Source organism: Anabaena sp. AL93 (assembly GCF_001672085.1).
Lineage (GTDB): Bacteria > Cyanobacteriota > Cyanobacteriia > Cyanobacteriales > Nostocaceae > Dolichospermum > Dolichospermum heterosporum.
Map to the genome: position 1 here is coordinate 1 of NZ_LJOU01000032.1, position 24585 is coordinate 24585.

Consider the following 24585-nt stretch of genomic DNA (forward strand, 5'->3'; position numbering starts at 1 on the left):
ACATATTTGAATCTACTAAGTCTTGGGGTGAAAGCATAATCAATTTATTAGATTGGATGCATAATGGACTTTCGTATTTTCCCAAAAGTATAGGAACAATGATTAGATGGTTTGGTGAAGTCGTAGGTTATTTTGATGGCAGAACTACGAGTGGTACTGTTGAAGGAATTAATAATAAACTCAAATTAATCAAAAGACTTGGATATGGCTTTCGTAACTTTAGTAATTTCCGATTACGTAGTTTATTAAACTGGCACTTTAGTATTAATTCTCCATAAAAGAGACGCAAGAGCCACAAAAACTTTGTTAAAAACTGGTTTATCTCATCCTTTATTAGTTGCGAAAATCATTCCCCAAGTTGGTTTATTGAGTTTGTTAGATTGGATGTTACATTATGTGAATTTAATTGTGTATACTAGTTTGTTCTCTCTAAGTCCAAGATTAGAAATATTAGTTAATAATCTATCACCAGAAAACCGATATTATTGGCATCGGTTAATAGATAAATGGAAGTTTGGTTCTGGTAGTGATTATTCTGAATAATACAGCACTTTCCGGTGTGATGAGGTACATATCCAGCGGGCAAGATGTCCGCACTACAAGAGTTTCATAATTCAAGTTTGTACCTCATTAGAGCGGAATCTGCTGTATCTGGTAAATGGTTATGAATAGAGGTTTTGTGATTTTATACGTCAAATTAGTTTAACGCTCCCATTGACATAGTATTAATATTGATACTATTATTTATTTAATGCTAATCATAAGCATCTTACCTATCCTATAAAAAAATTGAGGAAATGGAAGATGGTTAACTATACCCACTACACATATAAAGTTACTTGGTCGGAAGAAGATCAAGAATTCGTGGGATTGTGTGCTGAATTTCCCAGTCTGTCTTATCTTCATAAAGATCAGAATGCTACACTCAAAGGTATTACAGATTTAGTAAAAGATGCAGTAACTGATATGGAATCTAATGAAGAGCTAGTTCCAGAACCCAGGGCAAACGCATCTTATTTTTAGAATGCTTACTAAACAATAGTCGGCGTTGCTGAATTAGGGTATGAAATTGAAAAATCAATGATTTCAAACTCTTACTCTCTGCGCCTCTGCGCCTCTGCGTGAAACAAAATCATACTCTTAATCAGCAACGCCCAATAGTCCTATATATTTTTTCAGCTATGAAGACAATGGCGGATTTTTTGCATCTCCGTTGTCGCTAAACCTAAATACATTTGCTGTAATTCTGTGGATAAATCAGGGTTTTTGATCAAATGTTCTATCCGGCTTTGCACAGTAGCAATCAAGTTATCTAAGTTTTCGTCAGCAACTATATGTTGTTTCTGTATCTGCTTTAAGTCTGGCTGTAGTGGTAGTTCGGTGGAGTTACTTTGGTTATGGAAAGATTTAGCTTTTTCGGTTTCTAATTGAGCTACAGTTATTTGTAATGTTTCTATGACTCCATACATCTCCAGTGGATCAAATATTCGCAACAAGCTGGTTTGAGTGACGATCGCTAACTTTGCTCCCCAATCCCAGGATACAACTAATCGCTGCACTCGTCGCTGCTGCATTTCTTGATGGGCAGACCAGAGAGAATCTTCTGGACTTAGCAAAAATAAGGGTGTACTCATCACTGTTTTTGCTTGAATTTGAGCCAAATTTAATCCCAATGCTTGAAATTGTACGATGTCTCTTTCTGTCACAATTCCTACTGGTTTAAAGGCTGATAAGACATCGTTCCAGGAATCTGTTTTGACTATCACCACGCAACTAACTTGATTTTCCGCCATCATCTGTGCCAAGCTGAGTACGGAGGCTGTAGGTGGTGCATGAATTACCTGAGTTGTCATTACTTCTGACACCCGCCGCATTTTCAGCAAGTTGGTGGGGCGCAAAATTTGTCTAATACTTTCTGGGGAGACAATCCCCACGAGTTGTTCCTCTGCATTGACTATCACTAAGTGGCGAATGCGATATCGTCGAAACAAAAACAGTGCGGCAAAGATATCCCGAAATGCAGTTTCCGCCAAGGTTATGACTGGATGCACCATGACATCAGCTATTTTCACATCAGCAAAATCTCTACCCGCCGCTGTAAGTTTGACAATATCTCGCTCTGTGAAAATACCCAGTATTTCTGTTTCTTCCATGACTAAAATACAACTTGAACGCGTACCTCCCATGGAACTAAAGCCAATTCCTGAATCAAAATCAGGTAATAAACAACTATTACCTCGCGTCTGATTCATTAAATTCACAACATTAATTAGGGAAGTATGGGGCGCAACAACCAGTGGATGCCTATCTATCGCCTCTTCTAAGCAGGGAACGCCAATGAGTGGGTCATCAATTTGCATGGTTGACAATAGCTGATGAAGTTAATTTATGAAGTTTTGTAAAGTTTTTTGTCATATATATATTATTTCTACAAATTTCAGTTATGATACGAGGGATGTAAAGGATAAATCGAGGAAACAGTTTACATATAAAGGATTGAATGCTCAAAAGGTAAATATGGGATAAAATTTAAAGTTGTCTATCCAAATAGGGCAAAGAAGACATTTTTACTTTGTGGTTCTAAATCAGAGCCAATGTGGGCATCAGTCTTCGTCCATGCCGGAAATTCTTTGTATTTTACCATACAGCCTGTCTAAAACCCTTTTAACTGATACAGGTTGCCACTGACTGCCTCGCTTGGTTGTATATCCTTGCTGGTTAAGCCACGCGGCAATTTGTGGAAGTGATTTTCCTGACTTGTGGTGACGGCGAATTAATTCAATGATCTGTTGTTCAGATGGATTCTCTACTAGTTCACCATTAACTGACTGTTGACCAAAAGCAGGTGAACCATAGCCGGCATAGCCGCCACTGGCAGCTTTCGCTTTCCTGGCTTGGTCTAGCTTTTCCCACAGGTAAGAGTCTTTTGATTTTTCAGTTGCCATAGTTTTGAGAATTCAATCACCTCTGTAGATATGATATCTCAAATATTGGCTATTCCTAGAGGAATCTTATATTTGGGGATTGTATTGGTTGTTGATTTCATCTCATCTTAGGTTGGAAATAGGGGGTGTTTGAATGCGATTGATTTTTTTGGGAGTACCGGGTGCTGGTAAGAGTACGCAGGGGGCAGCACTGTCAAGCCAATGGCAAATTCCCCATATTTCCATTGATGATATATGCCGTCAGGCGATCGCCAAGGAGACTTCTTTCGGCTTAAAAGTCAAGCCCTATATAGAAAGAGGTGATGTAGTTCCAGATGATTTCCTGCTGAATATCATCCGCCAACGCTTAAATCATGCCTCTGCTCAACAGGGTTGGATTCTGGATGGATTTCCTGGTAACTTATCCCAGGCGAAACTTCTTGATCAACTACTATTAGAAATCCAGGCTAAAAACCACAATACTTCATCAAAACAGCTTTACGACCAAGTTTTTAGCTTTTATGTCCCCATTGATGTTTTGTTGCCAAGGTTACTGCAACAAAGTCGCCTAGATGATACTCATGATAACATTTACAAGCGAATAGAAATCTATCATGAGCATTCTGCGTCCTTAATTCAGTATTATCGCCAACAAAATTGTTTAACCATGATTAATGGCGATCGCTCAGTTGAAATAGTAACTCAGTTTTTACAAGATTCCGTTGCCAAATCTTATTTAACAGCAAATAAAAAAATTTAACTGCTGGAAAAATATTTCCTATTTTATGCGAAAGAAAAGAAAAATCAAAAGATTACAATTTCTATGGCATCAGAGTTATAGAACTTCTGAGCCTTGTGTTACCTCAACAAATAACCTCAATTATTTGACAATTTTCCATCTTACAACTACATAATCACCAATTTAAATTTTTGCTGGAGAAACCTATGGCTACTTCTGAAAGTCTGAATGAAAGTCTTGTTAAATATATCCAAAAATCAGAATTTGAATCGCTATTAGAAGCGGAAGAGTTGTTTGTCATGGACTGTACCGCAACTTGGTGCGGACCTTGTAGGATGGTTGCTCCTTTAATGGATAAACTAGCCGAAGAATACAAAGATCAGGTAAAAGTAGTCAAATTAGATGTTGGTGACGGCGAAAACCAAAGCATTGCGAAAAAGTACGGTATTCGCAGTATTCCCGCAGTTATGTTTTTCAATAACGGTGAATTATCAGAAATAGTTGTTGGGGTAGTTCCCTACGAAAAATTCACCATAGCTTTAAACAAAATACTTTCACCTTCTTGAGGGAGTTTCTCCATGCAGAGAGCGTATATATTTCCATGTCCTAATTGCGGTAGTGAAGCAAAACGTCAGTTTTTAACTGATGAAAAACTAGCTCACAAGTATTCTTTGATTAATCAAATTATCCGCACAGAGTGTCCAGTTTGTGACTACCTGATGGTAATACGCTCTCTGGATGGAAGTGTCATTGAAGCTTACGCACCTGGAATACCAAGTAATTTTCAACCATTAACGACATCTAATCTTTCTCCAGAAGTTTCTAAACAGCACATATTAGAGATGAGTAAATCTATTTTATTCTCCCCCATATGTAGACATTTACCAAATGAAAATCCCAAAAATTCATACTCATTACTTTCAGGATCTCAACCATGATTAAAGCTGAAGACATAATGACCACAGAAGTTGTGACAATTCGCGGTTCAGCAACCGTAGCAGAAGCTGTAGCACTGATGAAAGAACGCCATCTGCGCTCTTTAATTGTCGAACCTCGCACAGAAAATGACCCCTATGGCATGATAACTGAAACTGATATTGTTTATAAAGTTGCTGCTTACGGTAAAGACTCCAAACAAGTGCGAGTTTATGAAATTATGACCAAGCCTTGTATTGTTGTCAATCCTGAACTTGGTGTGGAGTATGTAGCCCGCTTATTTGCCAATACAGGCATCCGTCGCGCTCCTGTCATTAAAGGTAAACTATTAGGAATCATCTCAATTACTGATATTCTCAGAAAAAGTGACTTTGTGGAAAATCCAAAAAGCTATTTTGAGATGTATTGTCAGGAATTTCCCGATGCTTTAGAAGCCAGAGTTTACGAAGATTAAATCCAATAATTCATGTTTTTTTGCCCAGGTAAGCATACTCATTTACATAAGAATAATGAGCAATCTGGAGAAAGCTGAAACGGGATTTTTGCAAATTCATGACAATTCACAAGTTACCCACAAATTTCAATCCAACTATTGATAGGAACTTATAAACCGATGATGAAAGCTGAAGACATAATGACCACAGAAGTTGTAACAATTCGTGGTTCAGCAACCGTAGCAGAAGCTGTAGATTTAATGAAATATAAAGGTTTGCGATCTTTAATTGTTGAACCTCGCACAGAAAATGACCCCTATGGTATGGTCAGTGAAACTGATATTGTTTATAAAGTTGCTGCTTACGGTAAAGACTCCAAACAAGTGCGAGTTTATGAAATTATGACCAAGCCTTGTATTGTTGTCAATCCTGAACTTGGTGTGGAGTATGTAGCCCGCTTATTTGCCAATACAGGCATCCGTCGCGCTCCTGTAATTAAAGGTAAGCTATTAGGAATCGTCTCAATTACCGATATCCTCAGAAAAAGTGATTTGTTTGAAAATCCAAAACGCATCTTTATTGAAGACGAAATAGAAGTTGCACGGGAAGAAGCGAGAACAATTTGTACAACTAAGGGAGATTCTTCTCGTGAATGTGCAGCAGCTTGGGATATTGTAGAAGAACTTCTGGCAGTAGCATCTGACCAAAGATTAGTGAAGGAAAATGTTGTCGAATAAATATTATTTGCCTTGCCTGATTTGCCCAAAATTCTCATAGGGGTAAAGGTTTTTTCTTGCCTTTGTCCCTTTAAATAACACCTATAGACAATACCTTGTCCATTTTCTGCTTTGTTGGGTTTCATGCTAATTGCTCCGCGAACGTTCACGTTCCACAACCCAACCTACAAATCAAGGCTTTTTCTAATTTGGACAAGGTATTGATAGAGATAAGTAGGTGAACACAATAAAACCAAACTGTGTAAAGAAATGTAAAATCGCCTAAACCCTCTTCACTCTTGCCTCTTGCCTCTTGCCTTTTGCCTTGCCATAACGACAATTTTCAACGCCAACCTACTTAGTTGATTTGTCCATTTTTTTATAGGATGAGTCAGGATTTAGATTTAACTTCTATTTTTCATATCCAAAAACTTTAATTGTTGATATAAACAACGAATTTGCTGCAAATTTACACCTGCTAATTCTGCTTTTCTTAATGGATTACCAAAAATTGCGTCTACTTCTAAAGGACGCTTTTCATCAAAATCAATTTTCATACTGGTGCGGTAGGGTTTCATTTTTGTGGTGTAATCTAACATGGTTTGAATAAAACTTTCAGGAATAATTCTCCCTGTACTTTTTGCCCCTGCGACTACCTCCCACATCAAACTTTCCACTAACTGACGAGTGTGAATATCCGTCATCAATTCATCTGTTCTCCCATCAAGAATTACAGATAAGCCATTATAGGGAATATTCCAGACTAACTTTTTCCAACGTCCTAATAGTAGATCTTCTAACATTTCTATAGATATACCAGCATTTTCAAAATCTGTGGTAACTTCCCGTATTTTTTTAGTAATGCCGGTTGATTGATAATTAGATTTATACTCACCTAAAGTAATTTGTCCATAATCTAAATGATGAATATGTCCTGGTGCAACTTTATTAGCACAGAGAAAACATAAACCCCCAATAATGCTGACATTATTGACAATTTCTGCAACTTCTGCTTCTATATCCAGTCCATTTTGTAATACCAATACTACCCCGTCATCTTTAACTATTGGTGGTAATAAATGGGGTAAAAGTTGATTTTGGGTTGTTTTTAGTGATATTATTACCACATCACACGGTGGCATTTTGTCTACATTGTTATAAGCATTAACTTGGGGGAGGGTGAAATCACCGTCTTTAGACTCAATAATGAGACCATTTTCCCTTACCTGTTGGTAATCGCTTTTGAGTAAATAGTGAACTTCTAAACCGGATTTTTGGAGTTTTGCGCCATAAAATCCACCTAATGCGCCGGTTCCTAATATTGCATAAGTGCGTTTATCCATTTGATGTATAAAAAAAACTGAAGAAAATCATCAGACTATATTTTACCAGAATTGTCATTAATAAAACTTAAACATGATTTACTATCTTGTAGAAGCTTTGCTAGAGAGGTAAAATTCATGGCTGATATTGTTGATATTGCAGTTAGTAATGATGCGTTTAAAACTTTGGTAGCTGCTGTTTCTGCTGCTGGGTTAGTGGAAACATTAAAAAGTCCGGGTCCATTCACCGTGTTTGCACCCACTGATGACGCTTTTGCTAAGTTACCACCAGGCACAATTACAACTTTATTACAAAATATTCCCCAGTTAGCACGGATTTTAACCTATCACGTTGTTCCTGGAAAGTTAACAAAGGATGATTTAGCGAAACTAGGTACAGTCAATTCTGTGGAAGGTTCTCCCATCAAAATTAATTGTGAAGATGGTTTTGAGGTGAAAAACGCCACAGTTTTAGCAGCAGATATTATTGCTGATAATGGTGTAATTCACGTTATTGATACTGTGATTTTGATGGGTTAGTCCCACAAGCTGAATTTTTTGATTTTGACATTCTGATAGAGACGCTGGAAGCAACGTCTCTATATACTAAACACGGGTGAGATCTAAACTTTTGCCAAATGACAAAGAACCCAGATGTGTAGGGGTTTAGCTCATGCTTTACCCCCTACCTTTAGAATCAAACAATCAAGCCGTTTTGAGTATAATTAAAATTAAGAAATTGAGTTGTTAGGGCTAATTCTTTAAAAAATGTAACATAAATGGTGTAGCCACTCACTTTTGAGATAAGATTACCTAAGTAGCCTGGAATTTATAATAAAACCTAATCATAAGAACCTACAATTATCTATCCCCCAAAATTAATGTTAGATTTTCACACCTTAACTGAATTTTCCCGCAATCACTGTATAGGTATCTGTGGCTTTCTAGTCCCGGCCAATGTCTTGACTACCTTATTAACGATTATCCTCGCGTTTCTCAATCGTCCCATGAGTCAAGTCTGGGCATCTGTGACACTAGCCTGTACATTTGCTGCAATCATGATGCTGCACGTTTATACTTGGTTTATGATTGGTGTAGTGATGTTACCCACGTATGTCTTGTTATCCCTAGCTGTCACCTGTTTATTAACTAATCTTTTAGTAATTATCTGGCGGAGAAATCCTCTACAATTATTTTCTCTAGGTAAATAATGACAGCATCAATCAAAAGTTAGAAGTAAAAACGTAATTTTATTTCAACTTTCTATATCCCCGACTTCTTAAAGAAATCGGGGATATAATTTTACCAATGTTTAGATTTTAGCAGCAAGAACCACAGTGGTGATGATTATAACCGCCCCAACTGTTGCCGCCCCAACTGTTACCTCCCCAGCTATGATATCCAGAATAACCACCACCGATAACGTTTTGTACTTCATCGGTAGCTAATTCATTCATAAAACTAGCAGCATCATTAAATAAATCATAACCAACAGGAAGTAATGCGGATATTTGGATATTAGCCATGATAATTCCTCCTTGTATGTATTATCTTGATAAAAGATAAGTAAGATCAGATGTGATATGCACTAACCTTAGTTTTTATTCTTTCAAAAAGAATTTATAAATTCAAGGCTTTGATGCCAATGGATAAGACGTTATTGAAATAGTTTTGTCTAGTTATTGATGGCAATTAGTAATTATTTTTTCTTGACTAAAAGACTTTTTATTTTGATTTTTTGCTATATGGTAGAGATGTTTCATGCAACATCTCTAGAAAAAAGTTATTTTTTCGGTGTATTATATTTATCCGAAAAACCAGACTTAATTAAGTTTGTTTTGTCTGAAATACCAGGAATTTTTAATTGGTAAATTCTGCCCGCAATTGGTTAACAACTCGATCTAATCCCACAGAATGGGCGGCTTTGAATAATAGGCGATCGCCTGTTTGCATAAATGTTTTTAATCTTGTTACCAAATCAGCATGATTTGTGAAACATTCGCAAGATATATTATCGGCACTATTAGCAATAATTTCCGCATCTTGACCATCAACTAATACCAATAAACCATCCAGATGCAAATTCTTGACCATTTCTCCAACTTTTCGATGAAGTTCTGGGGATCTTTCTCCTAGTTCTTTCATTGCCCCTAAAACCGCAATTTTTCGCTTTCCGGGTGTGTCTGCTAACAACTGTAAAGCTGCTAACATGGCTTCTGGGGCGGCATTATAGGTTTCATCTAAAATCACCACATCATTAGGTAAAGTAAAGCGTTGACTTCTACCTGTGGGCATATTTACCATAATACCAGATTGTAATAATTGCCAATCAATTTCTAATACCTTGGCTACTGCTAAAGCTGCTAAAAAATTGGTAGCATTATGACGACCGGGTAAAGGTAAAGGTAGACGCATTCCCGCAACTTCTACAGTTTCATTATCAGTTAATTCTCCTTGAATATCGCCACCGGAAAAACCATAACTGATAACTTTACCCTGCCAGAACTTCGCTGCCGTTTCCATTAATAATGGATTATCATAATTAAGAATAGCAATACTATCATTTGGCATGGTTGCTAATAATTCACATTTAGCTTCTGCAATGGCTTCTTCTGAACCAAGTAACTCAATATGCGCCGTGCCTACATTAGTAATTACGCCAATTGTCGGTTTAACAATTTCTGTCAATTCGGCAATTTGTCCCCTTCCCCGCATAGCCATTTCGATGACAGCAAAGTTATTTTCTCTACCCATTTCTAACAGGGTTTTGGGAACACCTATTTCATTATTAAAATTCCCGTAGGTTTTATGAACTTTGCCTTTTGTGGCTAAAACTGCGGAAATTAATTCTTTGGTTGTGGTTTTCCCGACTGAACCTGTGATGCCAATGACAGGAATAGCAAAGCTTTCGCGCCACCATTTAGCAATTTGTTGATATGCCTTTAAAGTATCTTTAACCCGCAAAACCGGAAAACCGGGATTTTCGTAATGACGATCAACTATTGCAACTATAGCCCCTTGAGCGATCGCTGTGGGTACAAAATCATGTCCGTCAAACTTTTCTCCTCGCAAAGCCAAAAACACTTCCCCTGGTTGCAAAATGCGGGTATCTGTTTGTATCCCAATAGCCAACTGAGTTAAGGTAGATACAGATACATTCACAGGTTCAGCGATAAGAACTTCAAGCAGTTGAGAGATAGTGATAGAGACTGACATACTGATAAACGATAGGGTATTTTAAAGTTATTCACCTTATCATTTTTTGTGTCACTTTCATTGAAGATTTATTTTTGTGAAGTTCTATACACTAAACTGGTTTAGATGATTTGTAATACGTATTACTGTTGAAGTGGAGAATCTATCTCTTGTTTAATTCTATTGATTAGGTAATCTCCTTTTCTTCAACAGTAGTATTTTCTGGAACTGATTAAATCATGTTTATTTGTCCTTTGTGTTGATATTCTGTTGTTGGATAATCTGGCTAATTTCTTCCAGACTTAAATTTAAAACTTGTGCGATTTGTTCTCTAGTTAAACCTAATGCTATTAAACCAGGAACTGCATCTAACTTAGCTTTGCGTTCACCTTCTTCCTTTCCCTCTTCTTTTGCTTCTTGATAAAATCGGGTTTGTTTTAACTCACTTAATCCAAACATGGCTTCTATTTCCTCCCTATTCATTCTTGGAAACTTGTAAATTAAAATTGTCTCGATAATTTGTAAGAGTTGTTGCTGTTGAAGTTGAGAATTTATCTCTTGTTTAGTTCTGGTGATTAATTCTCTAGCTTGGGTAATGGAATTATCTTGGTTAGCGATGATTAGTTTTATTGTAGCAATACCAATGGGTAAAGATGTTGTTTCTGCTAATTCATCGAGATAAATAACTCTAACTCGTTGACTGGTGAAGAATTCTTGATAATGCTGAATATCTTGTGTATCTATGCTGCGGGTTGGATAGATAACTACAGCACTCCAGTGATTTTTGGGGTTGTTTTGGCGAATGTAAAGAAATATTTCGCTAAAAAGTCTATGGTAGAGATCCTTATCTGATTGAAATTGTACTTCTAAAAAGTAGATGGGGTTATCTGTATTTTGGTTAGGTAAGAAAACTCCATCTATTCTCAAGGCTGTTTGTTTAACTTCAACTGATGAAAATTGATAAAGTTCTGCTAGTTGGGGAGAGTTACCAATCAGTTCAAAAAATATGCTGGGTATTTCTTGAAATAATCGGTAAAATATGCTGTCTGTTTTCATTTTAAAAAGTTGTTAAACACTGTAAAATTTTGAGACTTTTTAATAAATTTTTCATCTCTAAACATAATGTTAGTATCAATAGCAATCATTGATGACCTAATTCTTCTATTCCCTGTGCTACCGCTTGTTCCATTTCTTCAATTGTTTTGGCTTTTCCTTGATAATTCAAACAACCAGCAGCATCATCTAATGTTGTTTCTGGAAAAGTTTTTTTAGGCTTTAATAAAATTCCATCCCCCAAATTAATTATTATTAATTCCTGTCCATCTTGCCAATGATACTGATCTCTTAAAACTTGGGGAATAGTAATTTGACCTTGAGTTGATAGTTTAGTAATTTCCATTGCAATAATTTTCCACTATTTATGGTAATCCAATTTTAACATATATTCATAGCTATATTAGTCAATATGATAAAATGCTAATTCATTTTCCGCATCGTCATAAAACCGCACTTCAATTCCCACAGCTTGAGAAATCCAATTTACATTATTAAAATATTCTGGAATTGAAAAACCTTCTGCTGGATAGGTACGATACCAAACTTTTTTTGTTTTATTCCATTCATAACCTTCAGCTTTCAACAAATGGCTAATTGTGTAAGTACCATTGCTACCTTTACCAATTTGATTGCCAACTTTAACAGTAATATACTGTACAGTCCCCACACCAATAAAAGTTTGATAATCTGACCAATTTAATATAGAAATTTCTGTTCTCCTGTTTAATTCGTCAAGAAAAGGTGATGAATTTGTACTTTCTGTAATAATAAATAAAGTTTCAACTGCACGAGTTAAAGCCACATAAAATAAACGTCTTTCTTCATTTACTACAGACTCAATGCTATCACCAAAGACACGGGTAAACATTAAATCAGGATGTATCAAGGGATAACAACGAGGAATAGCATCAAGTATTATATATTCTTTGACTCCATTGCGACGATAAGCTTGTTTTTTGCCATGTAGGTCAATAGCTGCACTACTAGCAGCAATTTCTACCACCAACTCCGGCGCACCTTCAATATAATCGTCCTCACTAATTCGAGTTTGTCCACCTGCTTCTGGTATAATAATCAGAATTGCATCAGGTTGAGGTTCATTATCTAAATCTAGCCGGACTGTAGGTTCAACTCCTAATGCCACACCAGGAGTTAAAACTTCATAATTACCAATCCATGTTAAGATGCGACCATGAGGTTGTCCATGACTTCTAAAACGCAGAGCAGCCGGCATAATATAAACAATTCCTTCAATTAATTCAGCTTTTTTAGGTTTAGATGTTGTATTATATCGCCGTTCAAATTCATAACGGGTGAGTTTATCCCCGTTTGTTAAAGGAGGAATTGTTGAAGCCAGAAAGGGTATTTTTACCATAGTTTTTGTAATAAGTAATAAAGCCCTGAGTGTATCATAGCAAATTATTCACAATTTTCATTATCTAATTTTATTGTCTATAACATGACAACTTTCTTGACAGACTCCACAGATATAAATAGATTTAATTTATCGGCAAAATTAAACCCAAAACAAAGAAGTGAATTGGGTCAATTTATGACTCCTGCGACAGTTGCGAGATTGATGGCAGGACAATTTAACAATTTATCAGGTCATATTAATTTACTAGATCCTGGTGCTGGTTTTGGGTCTTTAACTGCTGCTTTTGTAGAGCGATTATTGACGAATTCTAATCAAGTTGAAAGTTGTTTTATCACAGCTTATGAAGTAGAAGCAAGCTTTATACCCTCGCTGCAAGAATGTCTTAATCACTGTTGTCAAGCCTTAAAAAATAGAGGGATTAAAGCAGATTATTGTTTACAGAATGAAAGCTTTATTGGAAGTATTACAGAAAATAATTTACCACTTTTTAATACTTATACCCAGAATTTTACTCATGCTATTATGAATCCACCTTATAAAAAGATTAACAGTAAATCAATTGAGAAAAAAATACTGTCAAAGCTGGGAATTGAAACGGTAAATTTATATAGTGCATTTGTTTGGCTATCCATATTACAACTTTCTATAAATGGAGAGATAGTGGCAATTACTCCGAGAAGCTTTTGTAATGGTAGTTATTTTCGTCCTTTTCGCCAAGCTTTTTTGGAAAAAATGGTACTCCAAAATATTCATATATTTGAAAGTCGCTCATTAGCTTTTGCAGAAGATAATGTTTTACAAGAAAATATTATTTTTCATGCTACAAAAACAGAAATTAAACCTAAATTTATAGAAATAAGTATTAACTCAGAACAAGAATTAGATAGTTTTTCGGAAATGAGACTTGTTCCCTATAACCAAGTTATTGAAAAAAATGATCCTGAAATGTTTATCCATGTTCTTACCAACTCTTTGGAAGATGCTTTAAAAGTGCAAATGGATAAATTTCCATCTACATTAGAAGAACTTAGTTTGGAAATTTCAACCGGTCCAGTTGTAGATTTTCGTCTCAAATCATCTTTAAGAAATTCCTTAGATGATCAAACAGTTCCCTTAATTTACCCAGAATCTATCAAACCAGGAAAAGTGTTATTTCCTCCCACAAAACCGAAAAAATCAATTGCTATTGAAAAGAATCAAGAAACACAAAAATGGTTAATTCCATCAGGTTGTTATATTGTAGTCAAACGGTTTTCTGCAAAGGAAGAAAAACGCCGTATTGTTGCTGCTGTATCTTACCCTATAGATTCATCGGCACTGGGTATAGAAAACCATCTTAACTATTATCATGCTAAAGGAAAGGGAATGAATCTCGACCTAGCAAAAGGTTTAACAGCATTTCTCAATTCAACTTTATTTGATCAATACTTTCGCCTATTTAGTGGTAACACACAAGTTAATGCTACAGACCTACGAAAAATTAAATACCCCTGTAAAAATGATTTAATAAAACTAGGAACACAAATTCATGAATCTGCGTTTGATCAAGATCAAATTGATCAACTTGTACATCAAAATCTATCAATTATGAGTGAAGCAATCAACACAATTCACGCTAGTAAACGTATTCAAGAAGCACTAACTATTCTTGAAGAAATTTCTGCACCCAAAGAACAGCAAAACGAAAGATCCGCACTGTGCTTACTCGCATTGGCAGACATTCGACCGGAAACTTCTTGGGATCAAGCAACAACACCCAAACGCAGAATTACTGAAATGATGGATTGGTTTCGTGATTTTTATGGAAAACAATACGCACCCAATACAAGGGAAACAGTGAGAAGACAAACAATGCACCAGTTTGTACAAATGGGTTTAGTTGTGGAAAATCCAGATCAACCCGACCGACCAATTAATAGTCCTAAATGGTGTTATCAACTTCAGCAACAAGCACTTTCGCTGATACAATCTTATGGTTCTGATCAGTGGGAAGAATCTCGTCGTAATTATACTATTTCTGTCAAGAATTTATTGCAGGATAGAACTCGGAATATCTCCACAATTCCCGTTAGTTTACCCAATGGACAAGCAATTTATCTATCATCAGGTGGACAAAATAATTTAATCAAAGACATTTTAGAAAATTTTTGTCCCAGATTTACACCAGGAGGTTTGGTTCTTTATGTCGGTGATGCTGGGGATAAGTTCATTATTAATGAAACTCAAAAGTTTCGAGAAATAGGAATTGATTTAGATCCTCATGGTAAAATGCCAGATGTTGTAATTTATTATCAACAACAAGACTGGCTAATATTAATAGAAGCTGTCACCAGTCATGGACCTGTGAATTTAAAACGACACAATGAACTAAGAAAACTGTTTCAGTCTAGTAATAAGGGATTAGTTTTTATGACTGCTTTTCCCAGTCGCAAGGACATGACTCGGTATCTAGCTGAGATTTCTTGGGAAACAGAAGTTTGGGTAGCAGACCAAGCAGATCATTTAATTCATTTTAACGGAGAGAGATTTCTTGGACCTTATGAAAATCGGTAAAATCGGTTTGGAGATTTTGATCCAAATATTTTGCAAATCATTAAGATTTATTTACTTAAACAACATAAATATTGTTTAAATAATCAGCCATAACCCAGTCAGCAACTAGGTTTCACCCTCTCCCACATCAAATAACCTCGCAACAAACCTTATTTGTTCATAGCGGTTAGGTTTGAGAAAATCAGAAACGATTTAATAATCAAGCACTTATAGTTATTTAACTTGTCAAGGGAGAACACAGGATGAAGTTAGCTTACTGGATGTATTCAGGCCCCGCCCACATTGGAACTTTGCGAATTGCGAGTTCTTTTAAAAACGTTCATGCTATCATGCACGCGCCCCTGGGTGATGATTACTTCAACGTTATGCGTTCCATGTTATCGCGGGAGAGAAACTTTACCCCAGTTACAACCAGCGTCGTTGACAGAAACGTTTTAGCGCGAGGTTCTCAAGAAAAGGTGGTAGACAACATCACCCGCAAAGACGCGGAAGAACACCCCGATTTAATCGTTTTAACTCCTACCTGCACTTCCAGCATTTTGCAAGAGGACTTACATAACTTTGTCGAACGGGCGCAATTGGAAGCAAAAGGGGACGTAATGCTGGCGGACGTGAACCATTACCGCTACAATGAATTACAAGCCGCAGATCGCACCTTACAACAAATCGTCCAATATTACATTGAGAAAGCCCGGAAGCGGGGGGAATTACCAACAGAGAAAACAGTCAAACCCTCAGTTAACATTATCGGGGTTTCTACTCTGGGTTTCCACAATAACCATGATGTCACCGAATTGAAGCGGTTAATGACTGATTTGGGAATTCAGGTAAATACTGTTATTCCTGAAGGTGCGTCTGTTCACGAGTTAAAAACTATGCCTCAAGCTTGGTTTAACTTAATTCCTTATCGGGAACTGGGGTTAACTACAGCTAAATATTTAGAAGAACAATTCGGGACTCCTTACGTAGATATTACGCCAATGGGTGTAGTGGAAACTGCTAAATGTATCCGTAAAATTCAGCAGGTAATTAACGCTCAAGGTGCGGAAGTTAATTATGAAGACTTCATTAATGAACAAACTCTGCACGTATCCCAAGCGGCTTGGTTTTCCCGTTCTATTGACTGTCAGAACTTGACAGGGAAGAAAGCGGTGGTTTTTGGTGATAATACTCATGCGGCGGCTTTAACGAAGATTCTCTCGCGGGAAATGGGGATTCACGTGGTGTGGGCTGGTACTTATTGCAAGTATGATGCTGACTGGTTTAGAGAACAGGTGAGCGAATATTGCGATGAAGTATTGATTACAGATGATCATGGTGAAATTGGGGATGCGATCGCTCGCGTTGAACCTTCTGCTATATTTGGTACACAGATGGAACGTCACGTTGGTAAACGTTTGGATATTCCTTGTGGTGTCATTGCAGCACCAATTCACGTGCAGAATTTCCCCATTGGTTACAAACCATTTATGGGTTATGAAGGCACAAATCAAATCACTGATTTAATCTACAATTCCTTCACTTTGGGAATGGAAGATCACTTATTAGAAATCTTTGGTGGACACGATACAAAGGAAGTAATTACCAAAGGAATTTCCGCAGAATCTGGTTTGAATTGGACAAAAGATGGTCAAGCGGAATTGAATAAGATTCCTGGTTTTGTGCGCGGAAAAGTGAAGCGAAATACCGAAAAGTTTGCCCGTGAACGTGGGTTTAAAGATATCTCGGCTGAGGTGTTGTATGCCGCTAAGGAATCTGTAGGTGCGTAGGTAAGAAGAGTGAGTAGTGAGGGCGAATATTTTAACCTTCGCTACTTGCTTTTTTTATATTAGTGTTTATAGTTAGAGACTTCCAAGAAATAAATTATCCTAAGAAACGAACCACAGAGGCACAGAGTACACAGAGAGAGAATTTCTGCATCAGTTTTGGGACATTTTTTTATTTGGAAGTCTCTTAGGAATGTGGATTAAATAACTTACAATTCTAAATGTTGTTGTGGTTTAGCAGTATAGTTCCACTGTGGCAAAAAATCATCAAAGAAAATCTCCATTCAATTTCACTTACTCCCTATTAGGGATTGAAACAGAGCGATCGCATCCCACTAGCGATCGCCCAAATTGCAATTTCATTTACTCCCTATTAGGGATTGAAACTTTTAAATAATAGTGATTTAGATGATTATAATCTTAATTGCAATTTCATTTACTCCCTATTAGGGATTGAAACGGTGGCCTTCTACTGCTTCTGTTGGTTCTGGATCATTGCAATTTCATTTACTCCCTATTAGGGATTGAAACATGAATGCGTTATTCTTATTGGAATAATTCTTATTCAGGACTTACGCACTTTATAAGTTCACATTAATTCTTTTTCAATGAGTTCAATTAATTCCAGAATACTACGAGATTGGCTAGGTTCTACATTAGATTCTTCAATTATATGGACATGATGGGGAAAATTAGGTAATTTTGGAAAATGCTGCACATTATTGAACAGAATTCAGGAGTCAGGAGTCAGAATTCAGAATGAATTCTGTGCGAGTGGCGGATGAATAACTGGGTTTAAGACCCCCACCAAATCGTAGATTTGGTGGTCTTTAATCAGTCGCAGGTTTGAATCCTCGACTGATTGATTCTGACTCCTGGCTACTGACTCCTGACTCCTTCTTCATCCCAACGTTTTCTTAAATTTTCCTTTTGTTCATCCATCCACTGATAACGATAACCAAGGGTTACAAAATGTCCCTCAATAATAGTAAAGGACTCTGCTATTTCTAAGAAATCATTATTTACTAAAGTTAATCTAGTACGGAAATAACCACGATCCAATAAAATTTTTTCTTCCACAATAGCGATTTTAATAATAATGCGGCTAGTAGCTAATTTAATTTTTACTGTATTAATATAATCTTGTATTTCCATTGTTTAACTAGCTATTAAATTCGTATTTATCTGAATAGTATTTTGAGCATTAGTCCACATTTCATAAAATACGCTCCATTCAAAAAAATCTATTTCATCTCCTAATTTACCTGCTTGAAATTCTTGATAGAAGTCACCAGAAGACATTTGATATTTTGTCTCAAAATTCTTTAATTTTTGTTCTAAATCTGAAATATCTTGTTGTGTTGAATTTGCTAATGGTGAAGATAATTTGACATTATTAATTTTGCTTTCTAAAAGCTGCCTTTCTTCTGGGGATAAAGAGAGGATGATTTGAGTGATAGATTCAACTAATTGGGTATTCATAATGTAATTTTCCTTGGTCGGCAATTTGTATCTTCACTATATCTCATTTATCGAAGTTTGAATGGCACTTAATGAGTCAAAACAAAGCTACTACGACTTATTTGAAGAAGCAGGAATCAGTTGGAAGAAAACCACTACTCCCTATTAGGGATTGAAACTACGCATGAGGGAGGGTTTACGCCGTAAACCCCTACGAAATTTTAATTTCACTTAATCCCCATTAGTGTTTGTTTAAGTTCTAAGTAGGTGAACACAATCAAACCAATCTGTGTAAAGAAAAGTAAAATCGCTTAAACCCTATTCAATCTTGCCTCTTGCCTTGCCATAACGACGATTGACAATGCTAACCTACTTAGATGATTCTTGCTTCTAGAGTATTTCCACCGTCCCTTTATAACCATCAATTTGGACTTGTTGACCGTCTTGAAGTAGGTATGTCGCACCACGCACATCCATAACAGCGGGAATACCGTATTCACGGGCGATAATTGCTCCGTGAGAAAGTTTACCACCTGCTTCGGCAATTAAGCCTCCAGCTTGGACTAGGATAGGGGCCCAACCGGAATCTGTGTAAGGGACAACAAGGATAGTGTTTTTATCAATATTATGGGCTTCTTGTAAGGTTCGTAATACTTTTACCCGTCCTTGAATTTGTCCTTGACTGGCGGGAATACCTAATAAAATGTTGTCAGAGGAATCAATTACGGGTTTAATGGGATGAGGGGGGTTATAACCGTAAACTACGGGGGGAATTTGGGGAATTTGGCTATCTTGGATAAATTGCGATCGCCTGTTTGCGATTAATTCCCAGATATGATTCTTAAAAGCTACATCTGGATTAATCCCTAAACGACGAATTTCCTCTAACTTGAGAAAGAAAATATCTCCCTGTTGTGTTAATACCCCAGACTGAAGCCACATCTGTTCTAGCGCCAAAAATGTCCAACGTAATTCCGCCAACAATCGGGAATAAACTTCTGTCACCCTACCTTTAAGATCAACTCGTCTTTGTACTAAATTTGTCTGTTCTGAACGGGAATCATCTAAATTTGGTGCTTCCGGTGCTTGTAGCAACTGGATAAATAATTGTCTGACTATTTGGGGATTTTCTCGCCAAGTGGGGACGGAAATATCTGTACCAACTTCGCTCAAATAGCCATAATCCTCAATCAATTCGTTAAATTCCGCTAAAATTCTCGACCCTGCGGCTGTTTCTGCTAATTGTGCAAATACTTGTTCTGGTTTAAGTTCATAGTTACCGGCGATTAAGATTTGTCGAGCATCCGCCGCCAATAAGCGCATAGCTCTTAATGATGCTACCTCTGGGGTGACACTGTTATCAATTTCTTCTACTTTTGCTCCCAAAACTGCTTGACGGATGGCTGCACTCAAGGGGGCTAAAATGCTGTAATAAGTACCCCGGTGGAGTAAGTCGAGAATTAAATCTATTCTCCCTAATAATTGATCTAGTGATAATTCCTCAATGACAACGTTTGATAATTGGGTTAATCCCGGAATAAAAACTTGGCGATAGTCCAATTTAAAATCTTTGTCTAAATCAATTTCTCGCTTGAGTAACTTTGTCAGTCCTGGTAAATTAGCCAAAGTAGAATCTAGAGCAGGTTTACTGATGCTTGCACCTCTAGTCAGAAATTCCAAACTTTCTGGAGGTAATCCCATTTTCAGAAAGATTTCTCCTAATAAGGAAGCATTAAAATAGGCTCTAGAGTAGTGCAGTGTGGCTGTTGTGGCAAAATCCAACCGGTTAGCGCGATCGCCTAACACTATACTAAAAATTTCCCCCCACACACCACAGGTTAAAGGTGAATTAATAGACCAAGTTAAGGGATGAATAACTCCCGGAATTACCTCAGCCGCGATTTTTCTTGTCCATAACGGTAAAAGGGTAGTGATAGGTCTTGTCTGCAATACCCACAGATTTTGACCATCATAACTCCATTCAATATCTTGGGGAATGCCCAAATAACGTTTTTCTAACCGCCGAGCTAAGTAGGCAACTTGTTTAATTAATGCTTCAGGAACTTTGCCATGACCTTCAAATTGCAGACAAGATAATTTTTCATTATCCGCAACCACCACCCGATATTGTTCCGGTGTTACCTTCCCAGATACAATTTGCGTAGGACTACCAGACACCGCTTCAATAACCACCGCCTCACCCTGTTGAGAAATGGGATCTCGGCTAAAAGCTACCCCAGAAAATACGCTTTGGACTTGTTGTTGAATGAGTACCCCCATTGCCCGATCTTCTGAACTACTGCGATGGCGATATTCGACGGCACTGGGATGATCATAGGAGGCTTTAACTTGAGCGATCGCTTGTCGCAATTCTACCTTACTGATCACATTTAAAATCGTTTCATACTGTCCTGCCGCCGAAGCTTGTTGGGAATCTTCGCCAATCGCCGAGGAACGCACTACCAAGGGCGAAAGTGGCGACGGTTGCAGAAAATCAATTAAAACAGTAGGATCTTCACCAGCAGGCAGTACCCAACCTTTAGGAACTGCATAGCCCCAACGTTTAATTTGCGATAATGTCGCAGCTTTAGCTCCTACCACTTCCCCATCTAAATCATCATCTAAAGTAATAATCCTCTCTTGATTATTTAAATATTCCATCATTGGTTGAGATTCTAGCGCCGCCTCCTCAACAGGGAGATTCATATCATCAGGAATTTGGCTATAAATCCAGTAAATTAACCCCGACAAAGTTGCAGCAGCGATAATCCTTAGTATATCTTGGGAATGGATAATACCCACAAACAGGGGAAATATCACTAATACCCCCAACTTAATAGTTTCCTTAGAACGAGTAATTAAAAACCCCATCGCCGCCAGCAAACTCACAAAAGCAGCTACCATCGGATCATGTGCCAACAACCCCCAGGAAACGTTAGTTATTCCTGCGCCTTTAGTAGCCACATATCTACCGATAACCAAAGCAATTAAAGCAATAAGTTCCCAAACTGGTTGGGAAGGAAAACAATATTGGGCAATTGTCACAACCCCAACACCCTTGAGGGCTTCAGAAACCACGCAGATACTTCCTGCTAACTTACCACCATGATAAAAAGCGGCTGCCACACTAATATTTCCTGTACCCACCTTGGCTAACTGCTTACCACTCAAGGCATAAGTAATCCAGGAAATTAGTGGTATTGCTCCTAACAGTGGACAAACAATTAAAATAATGACGATACCGAAAAGATTAATCATGATTCTCTAATCTAAAAATTAAAATTTGATGACATCTTCCAAGTTTGTTGTTAACAAACATGAATCACATAATAAAGATAAAACCCTTGTACGGCAGGAGTCAGGGTTCAGATTCAAAATAATTCTTTCTTCTTTGTTTTTCTTTCTTGCTCCTGACTGCTGATTGGGCGCAGGCCCTGCGCCCCTACCTCCTGACTCCTCTTAAATATAAGGACACTAGAAAACAATGATAGTCTTACTAGTGTCCCAAATGTTATTCAAGGAATTTAGCCTAGTGCATAAGCGGCAGTAAGCGCCCAAATAATCAGCCCAGCAATTGATCCTAAAAGTACCACAGTGGAAATTGTAATCAGTTTAGGTGAATCTGCACCTTCAAATTTCATGATTCCGCGATTTAAATCGGACATTGTTTTATAATGCTCCTTTATTACAGGGCTAATCTGTCCGTCTTGATTTTAGTCTTTCTATTGCCAGATGGTGTTAAATTCTTATTACGATTTTTTTTAAGATTGGTAACAAGAGGGAAAATGGGACTTCTCTACTACTTAATATTGTGCAAAAATAATTTAATTTTCTCTAATCCAAAGAGCTAAACCACCTCCGCGTCCACGAGCAGCAATCATATCTTCAGTAACTAGAAAAAAAGCAAAAAAAGCCAGTTTGGCGATGGCTTGCCCATCAAAATCTTTAATTTCACCTTTACTTGCAGAAATATTTTGATTGACAAACATCCAATCAAATAAACTGATCTGCATTTTGATAAAATCAAAAGCCAATAAATTCTTTTTTCCTAAATATTTGATTGGTCCAGTTAATTTAAATAATATTCCTCCCAATTGGACTTGATTCGCAATTTCTCCTGTTCCTAAAGTCTTTGTTTCCAACGGATTCAAGCAAATATGAATTTTCGTAAATCTTGGCACATACCAACCCTTACCTAAAATAATTCCCCCACGATTTCTGACTTTTTTAGTACCAGTCGCAAAACAAAGTCGCCATTTACCATTGAGAGATTCAAAAGGATAATTTAACTTTTGTAGCTTGGCGGTTTTTTCCGCCTCCAGCAACGCATTCACCATTATTTCCGCCGAGGGTAATTGATTTCCGGCTCGGTATGCAGTCGCAGCACAGGACAAGGAGTTGATAAAATCAGACGCAGAATTAGATATTAAATTAGCTTTCATAAAAGTATTATTGATCTCAACTATTGCTATTTTTTTCATAAACTACATAGATTGTAACGTTTATTTAATTATTTTCTTAATTAAGGGTAAGTAGGTGAACACAATAAAACCAAACTGTGTAAAGAAATGTAAAATCGCCCAAACCCTCTTCACTCTTGCCTCTTGCCTCTTGCCTTTTGCCTTGCCATAACGACAATTTTCAACACCAACCTACTTACAATGAATACAAGATTTTTAGCTAAAATTGCGATGTCAACTTAACGTAAAACATCTATCCCGCAAAGAAATCAAGTCATCTCATTCCCAGTCTCTGACTGGGAATGAATTCTAGAAGGCTCTGCCTTCAATGATATTAGAGGCAGAGCCTCATCAACTGCATTCCTAGTCAGAGACTAGGAACGAGATGTGGTATGGATTTGAGCCTAAGTTGACACCAATGATAAAGGTTTTATACCTATTGGGATGCCCTCACTTTATCCGGATTGCTTGATCCCCGTAAAGAACTGTTTATTGGTAGATGCACCTTGATCTTCAATCCCCCTAGTTGAACAAAATTCACTAGGGGTTTTCTTTCTTCATTTTGGTAAATAAAAAACGCTCCTGGGTGACAAGAACGTTTCTAAGCATTTGTAGATAAACTATTAAGTAGATAAAATCCCAACAACCAACTCCCCTACCCAACCACCAGCCACAGGAATTTTTTCGGTATGTGACAAACAGCAATTTTTGGGTAATTTTTTCCGGAGCATAAGTTAAAAACAATGAACAGTTAACAAGTAGATGCACCCTGATAACTAACTTCCCCTAGCTGGCTAACACCTCTGGGGGTTTTTTCTTGTTTGTGATTAGCACCATACAATTATTGGCCTGCACCCATTTTTCTTCCGGAGCATCACATAGAAACCTAGAACAGTTAACAAGTAGATGCACCCTGATAACTAACTTCCCCTAGCTGGCTAACACCTCTGGGGGTTTTTTCTTGTTTGCGATTAGCACCACACAATTATTGCCCTGTACCCGTTTTTTTTCCGGAGCATCACATAGAAACCTAGAACAGTTAACAAGTAGATGCACCCTGATAACTAACTTCCCCTAGCTGGCTAACACCTCTGGGGGTTTTTTCTTGTTTGTGATTAGCACCACACAATTATTGCCCTGTACCCATTTTTTTCCGGAGCATCACATAGAAACCTAGAACAGTTAACAAGTAGATGCACCCTGATAACTAACTTCCCCTAGCTGGCTAACACCTCTGGGGGTTTTTTCTTTTTCTACCGTTATCAAAAACCTGTGGCTAGTTGAACCCCGAACTCAAAACAAACTCGTTAAATATAAATTTATCCGGAGGATCGTTATGCACTGGAGAACACTTAATTGGTAGATGCACCCTGATAACTAAACTCCCCTAGTCGGCTAACATCCACTGGGGGTTTTTTCTTAAAAATATAAACTAAACTCACCCTATCATCAAAACAAGTCTCTGGCAATATCCCTACTCAACAAGTTTTTGGTAACTTTGGCTAGTCGCACTTACAGACGGGAATATTAGCTGACACAATGGCGAACATGGTTGTTTATCGCGCAGCTTGACTACACACAGAATATAGCTCGTTATTGCCTAAATACCAGACTTGCGGATGAACCAATCTGACAACTTTTCCAG

The 24585-nt window shown here is 37.3% G+C and carries 25 protein-coding genes, 2 pseudogenes and 1 CRISPR repeat array; of the genes and pseudogenes, 12 read left to right on the forward strand and 15 right to left on the reverse strand.

Annotated elements, in window-relative coordinates:
• From AN486_RS10315 to AN486_RS10325, 3 genes and pseudogenes are all read left to right on the forward strand, one after another.
• The coding region (locus AN486_RS10315) for a transposase (RefSeq protein ID WP_290600487.1) at window positions 1–278 on the forward strand (278 nt) is incomplete at its 5' end.
• Between the two features lie 16 nt (window positions 279–294).
• Window positions 295–543: pseudogene (locus tag AN486_RS10320) on the forward strand (FAD-binding oxidoreductase); the annotation flags it as partial.
• Window positions 544–804: 261 nt separating this feature from the next.
• The gene (locus AN486_RS10325; protein ID WP_052150100.1) at window positions 805–1023 is read left to right on the forward strand and encodes a hypothetical protein; all 219 of its coding nucleotides are present in this window, start codon (window positions 805–807) and stop codon (window positions 1021–1023) included.
• 152 nt (window positions 1024–1175) lie between these two features.
• Here the strand turns inward: AN486_RS10325 and AN486_RS10330 are convergent, their stop codons facing one another.
• Together AN486_RS10330 and AN486_RS10335 are read right to left on the reverse strand one after the other, a co-directional pair.
• Complete coding sequence (locus AN486_RS10330; protein WP_290600490.1) at window positions 1176–2360, reverse strand: CBS domain-containing protein; 1185 nt, start codon at window positions 2358–2360, stop codon at window positions 1176–1178.
• A 243-nt stretch (window positions 2361–2603) separates the two neighbouring features.
• Complete coding sequence (locus tag AN486_RS10335) at window positions 2604–2945, reverse strand: recombinase family protein (RefSeq protein WP_015079420.1); 342 nt, start codon at window positions 2943–2945, stop codon at window positions 2604–2606.
• Window positions 2946–3078: 133 nt separating this feature from the next.
• Between AN486_RS10335 and AN486_RS10340 the strand changes: the two genes are divergently transcribed.
• The 5 genes from AN486_RS10340 (at window position 3079) to AN486_RS10360 (ending at window position 5770) form a co-directional block, all read left to right on the forward strand.
• A complete protein-coding gene (locus tag AN486_RS10340) occupies window positions 3079–3684 on the forward strand; it encodes a nucleoside monophosphate kinase (protein ID WP_168636467.1) in 606 nt (201 codons plus the stop codon).
• A 185-nt stretch (window positions 3685–3869) separates the two neighbouring features.
• Window positions 3870–4229 (forward strand): thioredoxin, encoded by a 360-nt coding sequence (gene trxA / locus AN486_RS10345; protein WP_290600496.1) that lies wholly within the window; start codon window positions 3870–3872, stop codon window positions 4227–4229.
• Between the two features lie 12 nt (window positions 4230–4241).
• Window positions 4242–4601 carry a hypothetical protein gene (locus AN486_RS26670; RefSeq protein WP_367142433.1) on the forward strand — a complete coding sequence of 120 codons (360 nt, stop codon included), beginning with the start codon at window positions 4242–4244 and terminating at the stop codon, window positions 4599–4601.
• Window positions 4598–5053, forward strand: coding sequence for a CBS domain-containing protein (locus AN486_RS10355; RefSeq protein ID WP_290600498.1), 456 nt, complete (start codon window positions 4598–4600; stop codon window positions 5051–5053). Before AN486_RS26670 ends, AN486_RS10355 begins: the two co-directional genes overlap by 4 nt.
• Window positions 5054–5212: 159 nt before the next feature.
• Window positions 5213–5770, forward strand: coding sequence for a CBS domain-containing protein (locus tag AN486_RS10360; protein WP_035081470.1), 558 nt, complete (start codon window positions 5213–5215; stop codon window positions 5768–5770).
• A gap of 383 nt (window positions 5771–6153) precedes the next feature.
• Here the strand turns inward: AN486_RS10360 and AN486_RS10365 are convergent, their stop codons facing one another.
• Window positions 6154–7092 carry a putative 2-dehydropantoate 2-reductase gene (locus AN486_RS10365; protein WP_290600501.1) on the reverse strand — a complete coding sequence of 313 codons (939 nt, stop codon included), beginning with the start codon at window positions 7090–7092 and terminating at the stop codon, window positions 6154–6156.
• A gap of 117 nt (window positions 7093–7209) precedes the next feature.
• Between AN486_RS10365 and AN486_RS10370 the strand changes: the two genes are divergently transcribed.
• Both AN486_RS10370 and AN486_RS10375 read left to right on the forward strand, forming a co-directional pair.
• Window positions 7210–7611: a fasciclin domain-containing protein gene (locus AN486_RS10370; RefSeq protein ID WP_027401651.1), complete on the forward strand. Its 402-nt coding sequence runs from the start codon at window positions 7210–7212 to the stop codon at window positions 7609–7611.
• 341 nt (window positions 7612–7952) lie between these two features.
• Window positions 7953–8282: a hypothetical protein gene (locus AN486_RS10375; protein WP_053539614.1), complete on the forward strand. Its 330-nt coding sequence runs from the start codon at window positions 7953–7955 to the stop codon at window positions 8280–8282.
• Window positions 8283–8390: 108 nt separating this feature from the next.
• Here AN486_RS10375 and AN486_RS10380 read toward each other — a convergent pair whose 3' ends face one another.
• The 6 genes and pseudogenes from AN486_RS10380 to AN486_RS10405 form a co-directional block, all read right to left on the reverse strand.
• A complete protein-coding gene (locus AN486_RS10380) occupies window positions 8391–8597 on the reverse strand; it encodes a hypothetical protein (protein WP_053539613.1) in 207 nt (68 codons plus the stop codon).
• Window positions 8598–8931: 334 nt separating this feature from the next.
• Window positions 8932–10287 (reverse strand): UDP-N-acetylmuramoyl-tripeptide--D-alanyl-D-alanine ligase, encoded by a 1356-nt coding sequence (gene murF / locus AN486_RS10385; protein ID WP_053539612.1) that lies wholly within the window; start codon window positions 10285–10287, stop codon window positions 8932–8934.
• Window positions 10288–10509: 222 nt separating this feature from the next.
• A complete protein-coding gene (locus tag AN486_RS10390) occupies window positions 10510–11322 on the reverse strand; it encodes an Rpn family recombination-promoting nuclease/putative transposase (RefSeq protein WP_053539611.1) in 813 nt (270 codons plus the stop codon).
• An 85-nt stretch (window positions 11323–11407) separates the two neighbouring features.
• Entirely contained in the window at window positions 11408–11665 is a 258-nt protein-coding gene (locus tag AN486_RS10395; RefSeq protein WP_053539610.1) for an AbrB/MazE/SpoVT family DNA-binding domain-containing protein, read from the reverse strand.
• A gap of 57 nt (window positions 11666–11722) precedes the next feature.
• Complete coding sequence (locus AN486_RS10400; RefSeq protein WP_234413412.1) at window positions 11723–12190, reverse strand: 3'-5' exonuclease; 468 nt, start codon at window positions 12188–12190, stop codon at window positions 11723–11725.
• A 45-nt stretch (window positions 12191–12235) separates the two neighbouring features.
• Window positions 12236–12697 (reverse strand): annotated as a pseudogene (locus tag AN486_RS10405) (Uma2 family endonuclease); the annotation flags it as partial.
• Window positions 12698–12781: 84 nt separating this feature from the next.
• Between AN486_RS10405 and AN486_RS10410 the strand changes: the two are divergent.
• Complete coding sequence (locus AN486_RS10410; protein WP_053539609.1) at window positions 12782–15253, forward strand: BsuBI/PstI family type II restriction endonuclease; 2472 nt, start codon at window positions 12782–12784, stop codon at window positions 15251–15253.
• 242 nt (window positions 15254–15495) lie between these two features.
• The gene (bchB, locus tag AN486_RS10415; RefSeq protein ID WP_053539608.1) at window positions 15496–17022 is read left to right on the forward strand and encodes a ferredoxin:protochlorophyllide reductase (ATP-dependent) subunit B; all 1527 of its coding nucleotides are present in this window, start codon (window positions 15496–15498) and stop codon (window positions 17020–17022) included.
• A 278-nt stretch (window positions 17023–17300) separates the two neighbouring features.
• Window positions 17301–17550: direct repeats of the CRISPR family, unit length 37 nt; unit sequence ATTGCAATTTCATTTACTCCCTATTAGGGATTGAAAC.
• A 58-nt stretch (window positions 17551–17608) separates the two neighbouring features.
• Here the strand turns inward: bchB and AN486_RS10420 are convergent.
• From AN486_RS10420 to AN486_RS10445, 6 genes are all read right to left on the reverse strand, one after another.
• A complete protein-coding gene (locus AN486_RS10420; protein ID WP_234413194.1) occupies window positions 17609–17737 on the reverse strand; it encodes a DUF6516 family protein in 129 nt (42 codons plus the stop codon).
• A 161-nt stretch (window positions 17738–17898) separates the two neighbouring features.
• Window positions 17899–18174, reverse strand: coding sequence for a DUF6516 family protein (locus tag AN486_RS10425; RefSeq protein ID WP_053539607.1), 276 nt, complete (start codon window positions 18172–18174; stop codon window positions 17899–17901).
• A 3-nt stretch (window positions 18175–18177) separates the two neighbouring features.
• Window positions 18178–18501 carry a hypothetical protein gene (locus AN486_RS10430; RefSeq protein ID WP_053539606.1) on the reverse strand — a complete coding sequence of 108 codons (324 nt, stop codon included), beginning with the start codon at window positions 18499–18501 and terminating at the stop codon, window positions 18178–18180.
• A 369-nt stretch (window positions 18502–18870) separates the two neighbouring features.
• The gene (locus tag AN486_RS10435) at window positions 18871–21738 is read right to left on the reverse strand and encodes a glycerol-3-phosphate acyltransferase (RefSeq protein ID WP_290600511.1); all 2868 of its coding nucleotides are present in this window, start codon (window positions 21736–21738) and stop codon (window positions 18871–18873) included.
• A 266-nt stretch (window positions 21739–22004) separates the two neighbouring features.
• The gene (locus tag AN486_RS10440; protein ID WP_027401772.1) at window positions 22005–22145 is read right to left on the reverse strand and encodes a hypothetical protein; all 141 of its coding nucleotides are present in this window, start codon (window positions 22143–22145) and stop codon (window positions 22005–22007) included.
• 159 nt (window positions 22146–22304) lie between these two features.
• Window positions 22305–22922 carry a hypothetical protein gene (locus tag AN486_RS10445; RefSeq protein WP_290600534.1) on the reverse strand — a complete coding sequence of 206 codons (618 nt, stop codon included), beginning with the start codon at window positions 22920–22922 and terminating at the stop codon, window positions 22305–22307.
• Window positions 22923–24585 lie beyond the last annotated feature (1663 nt).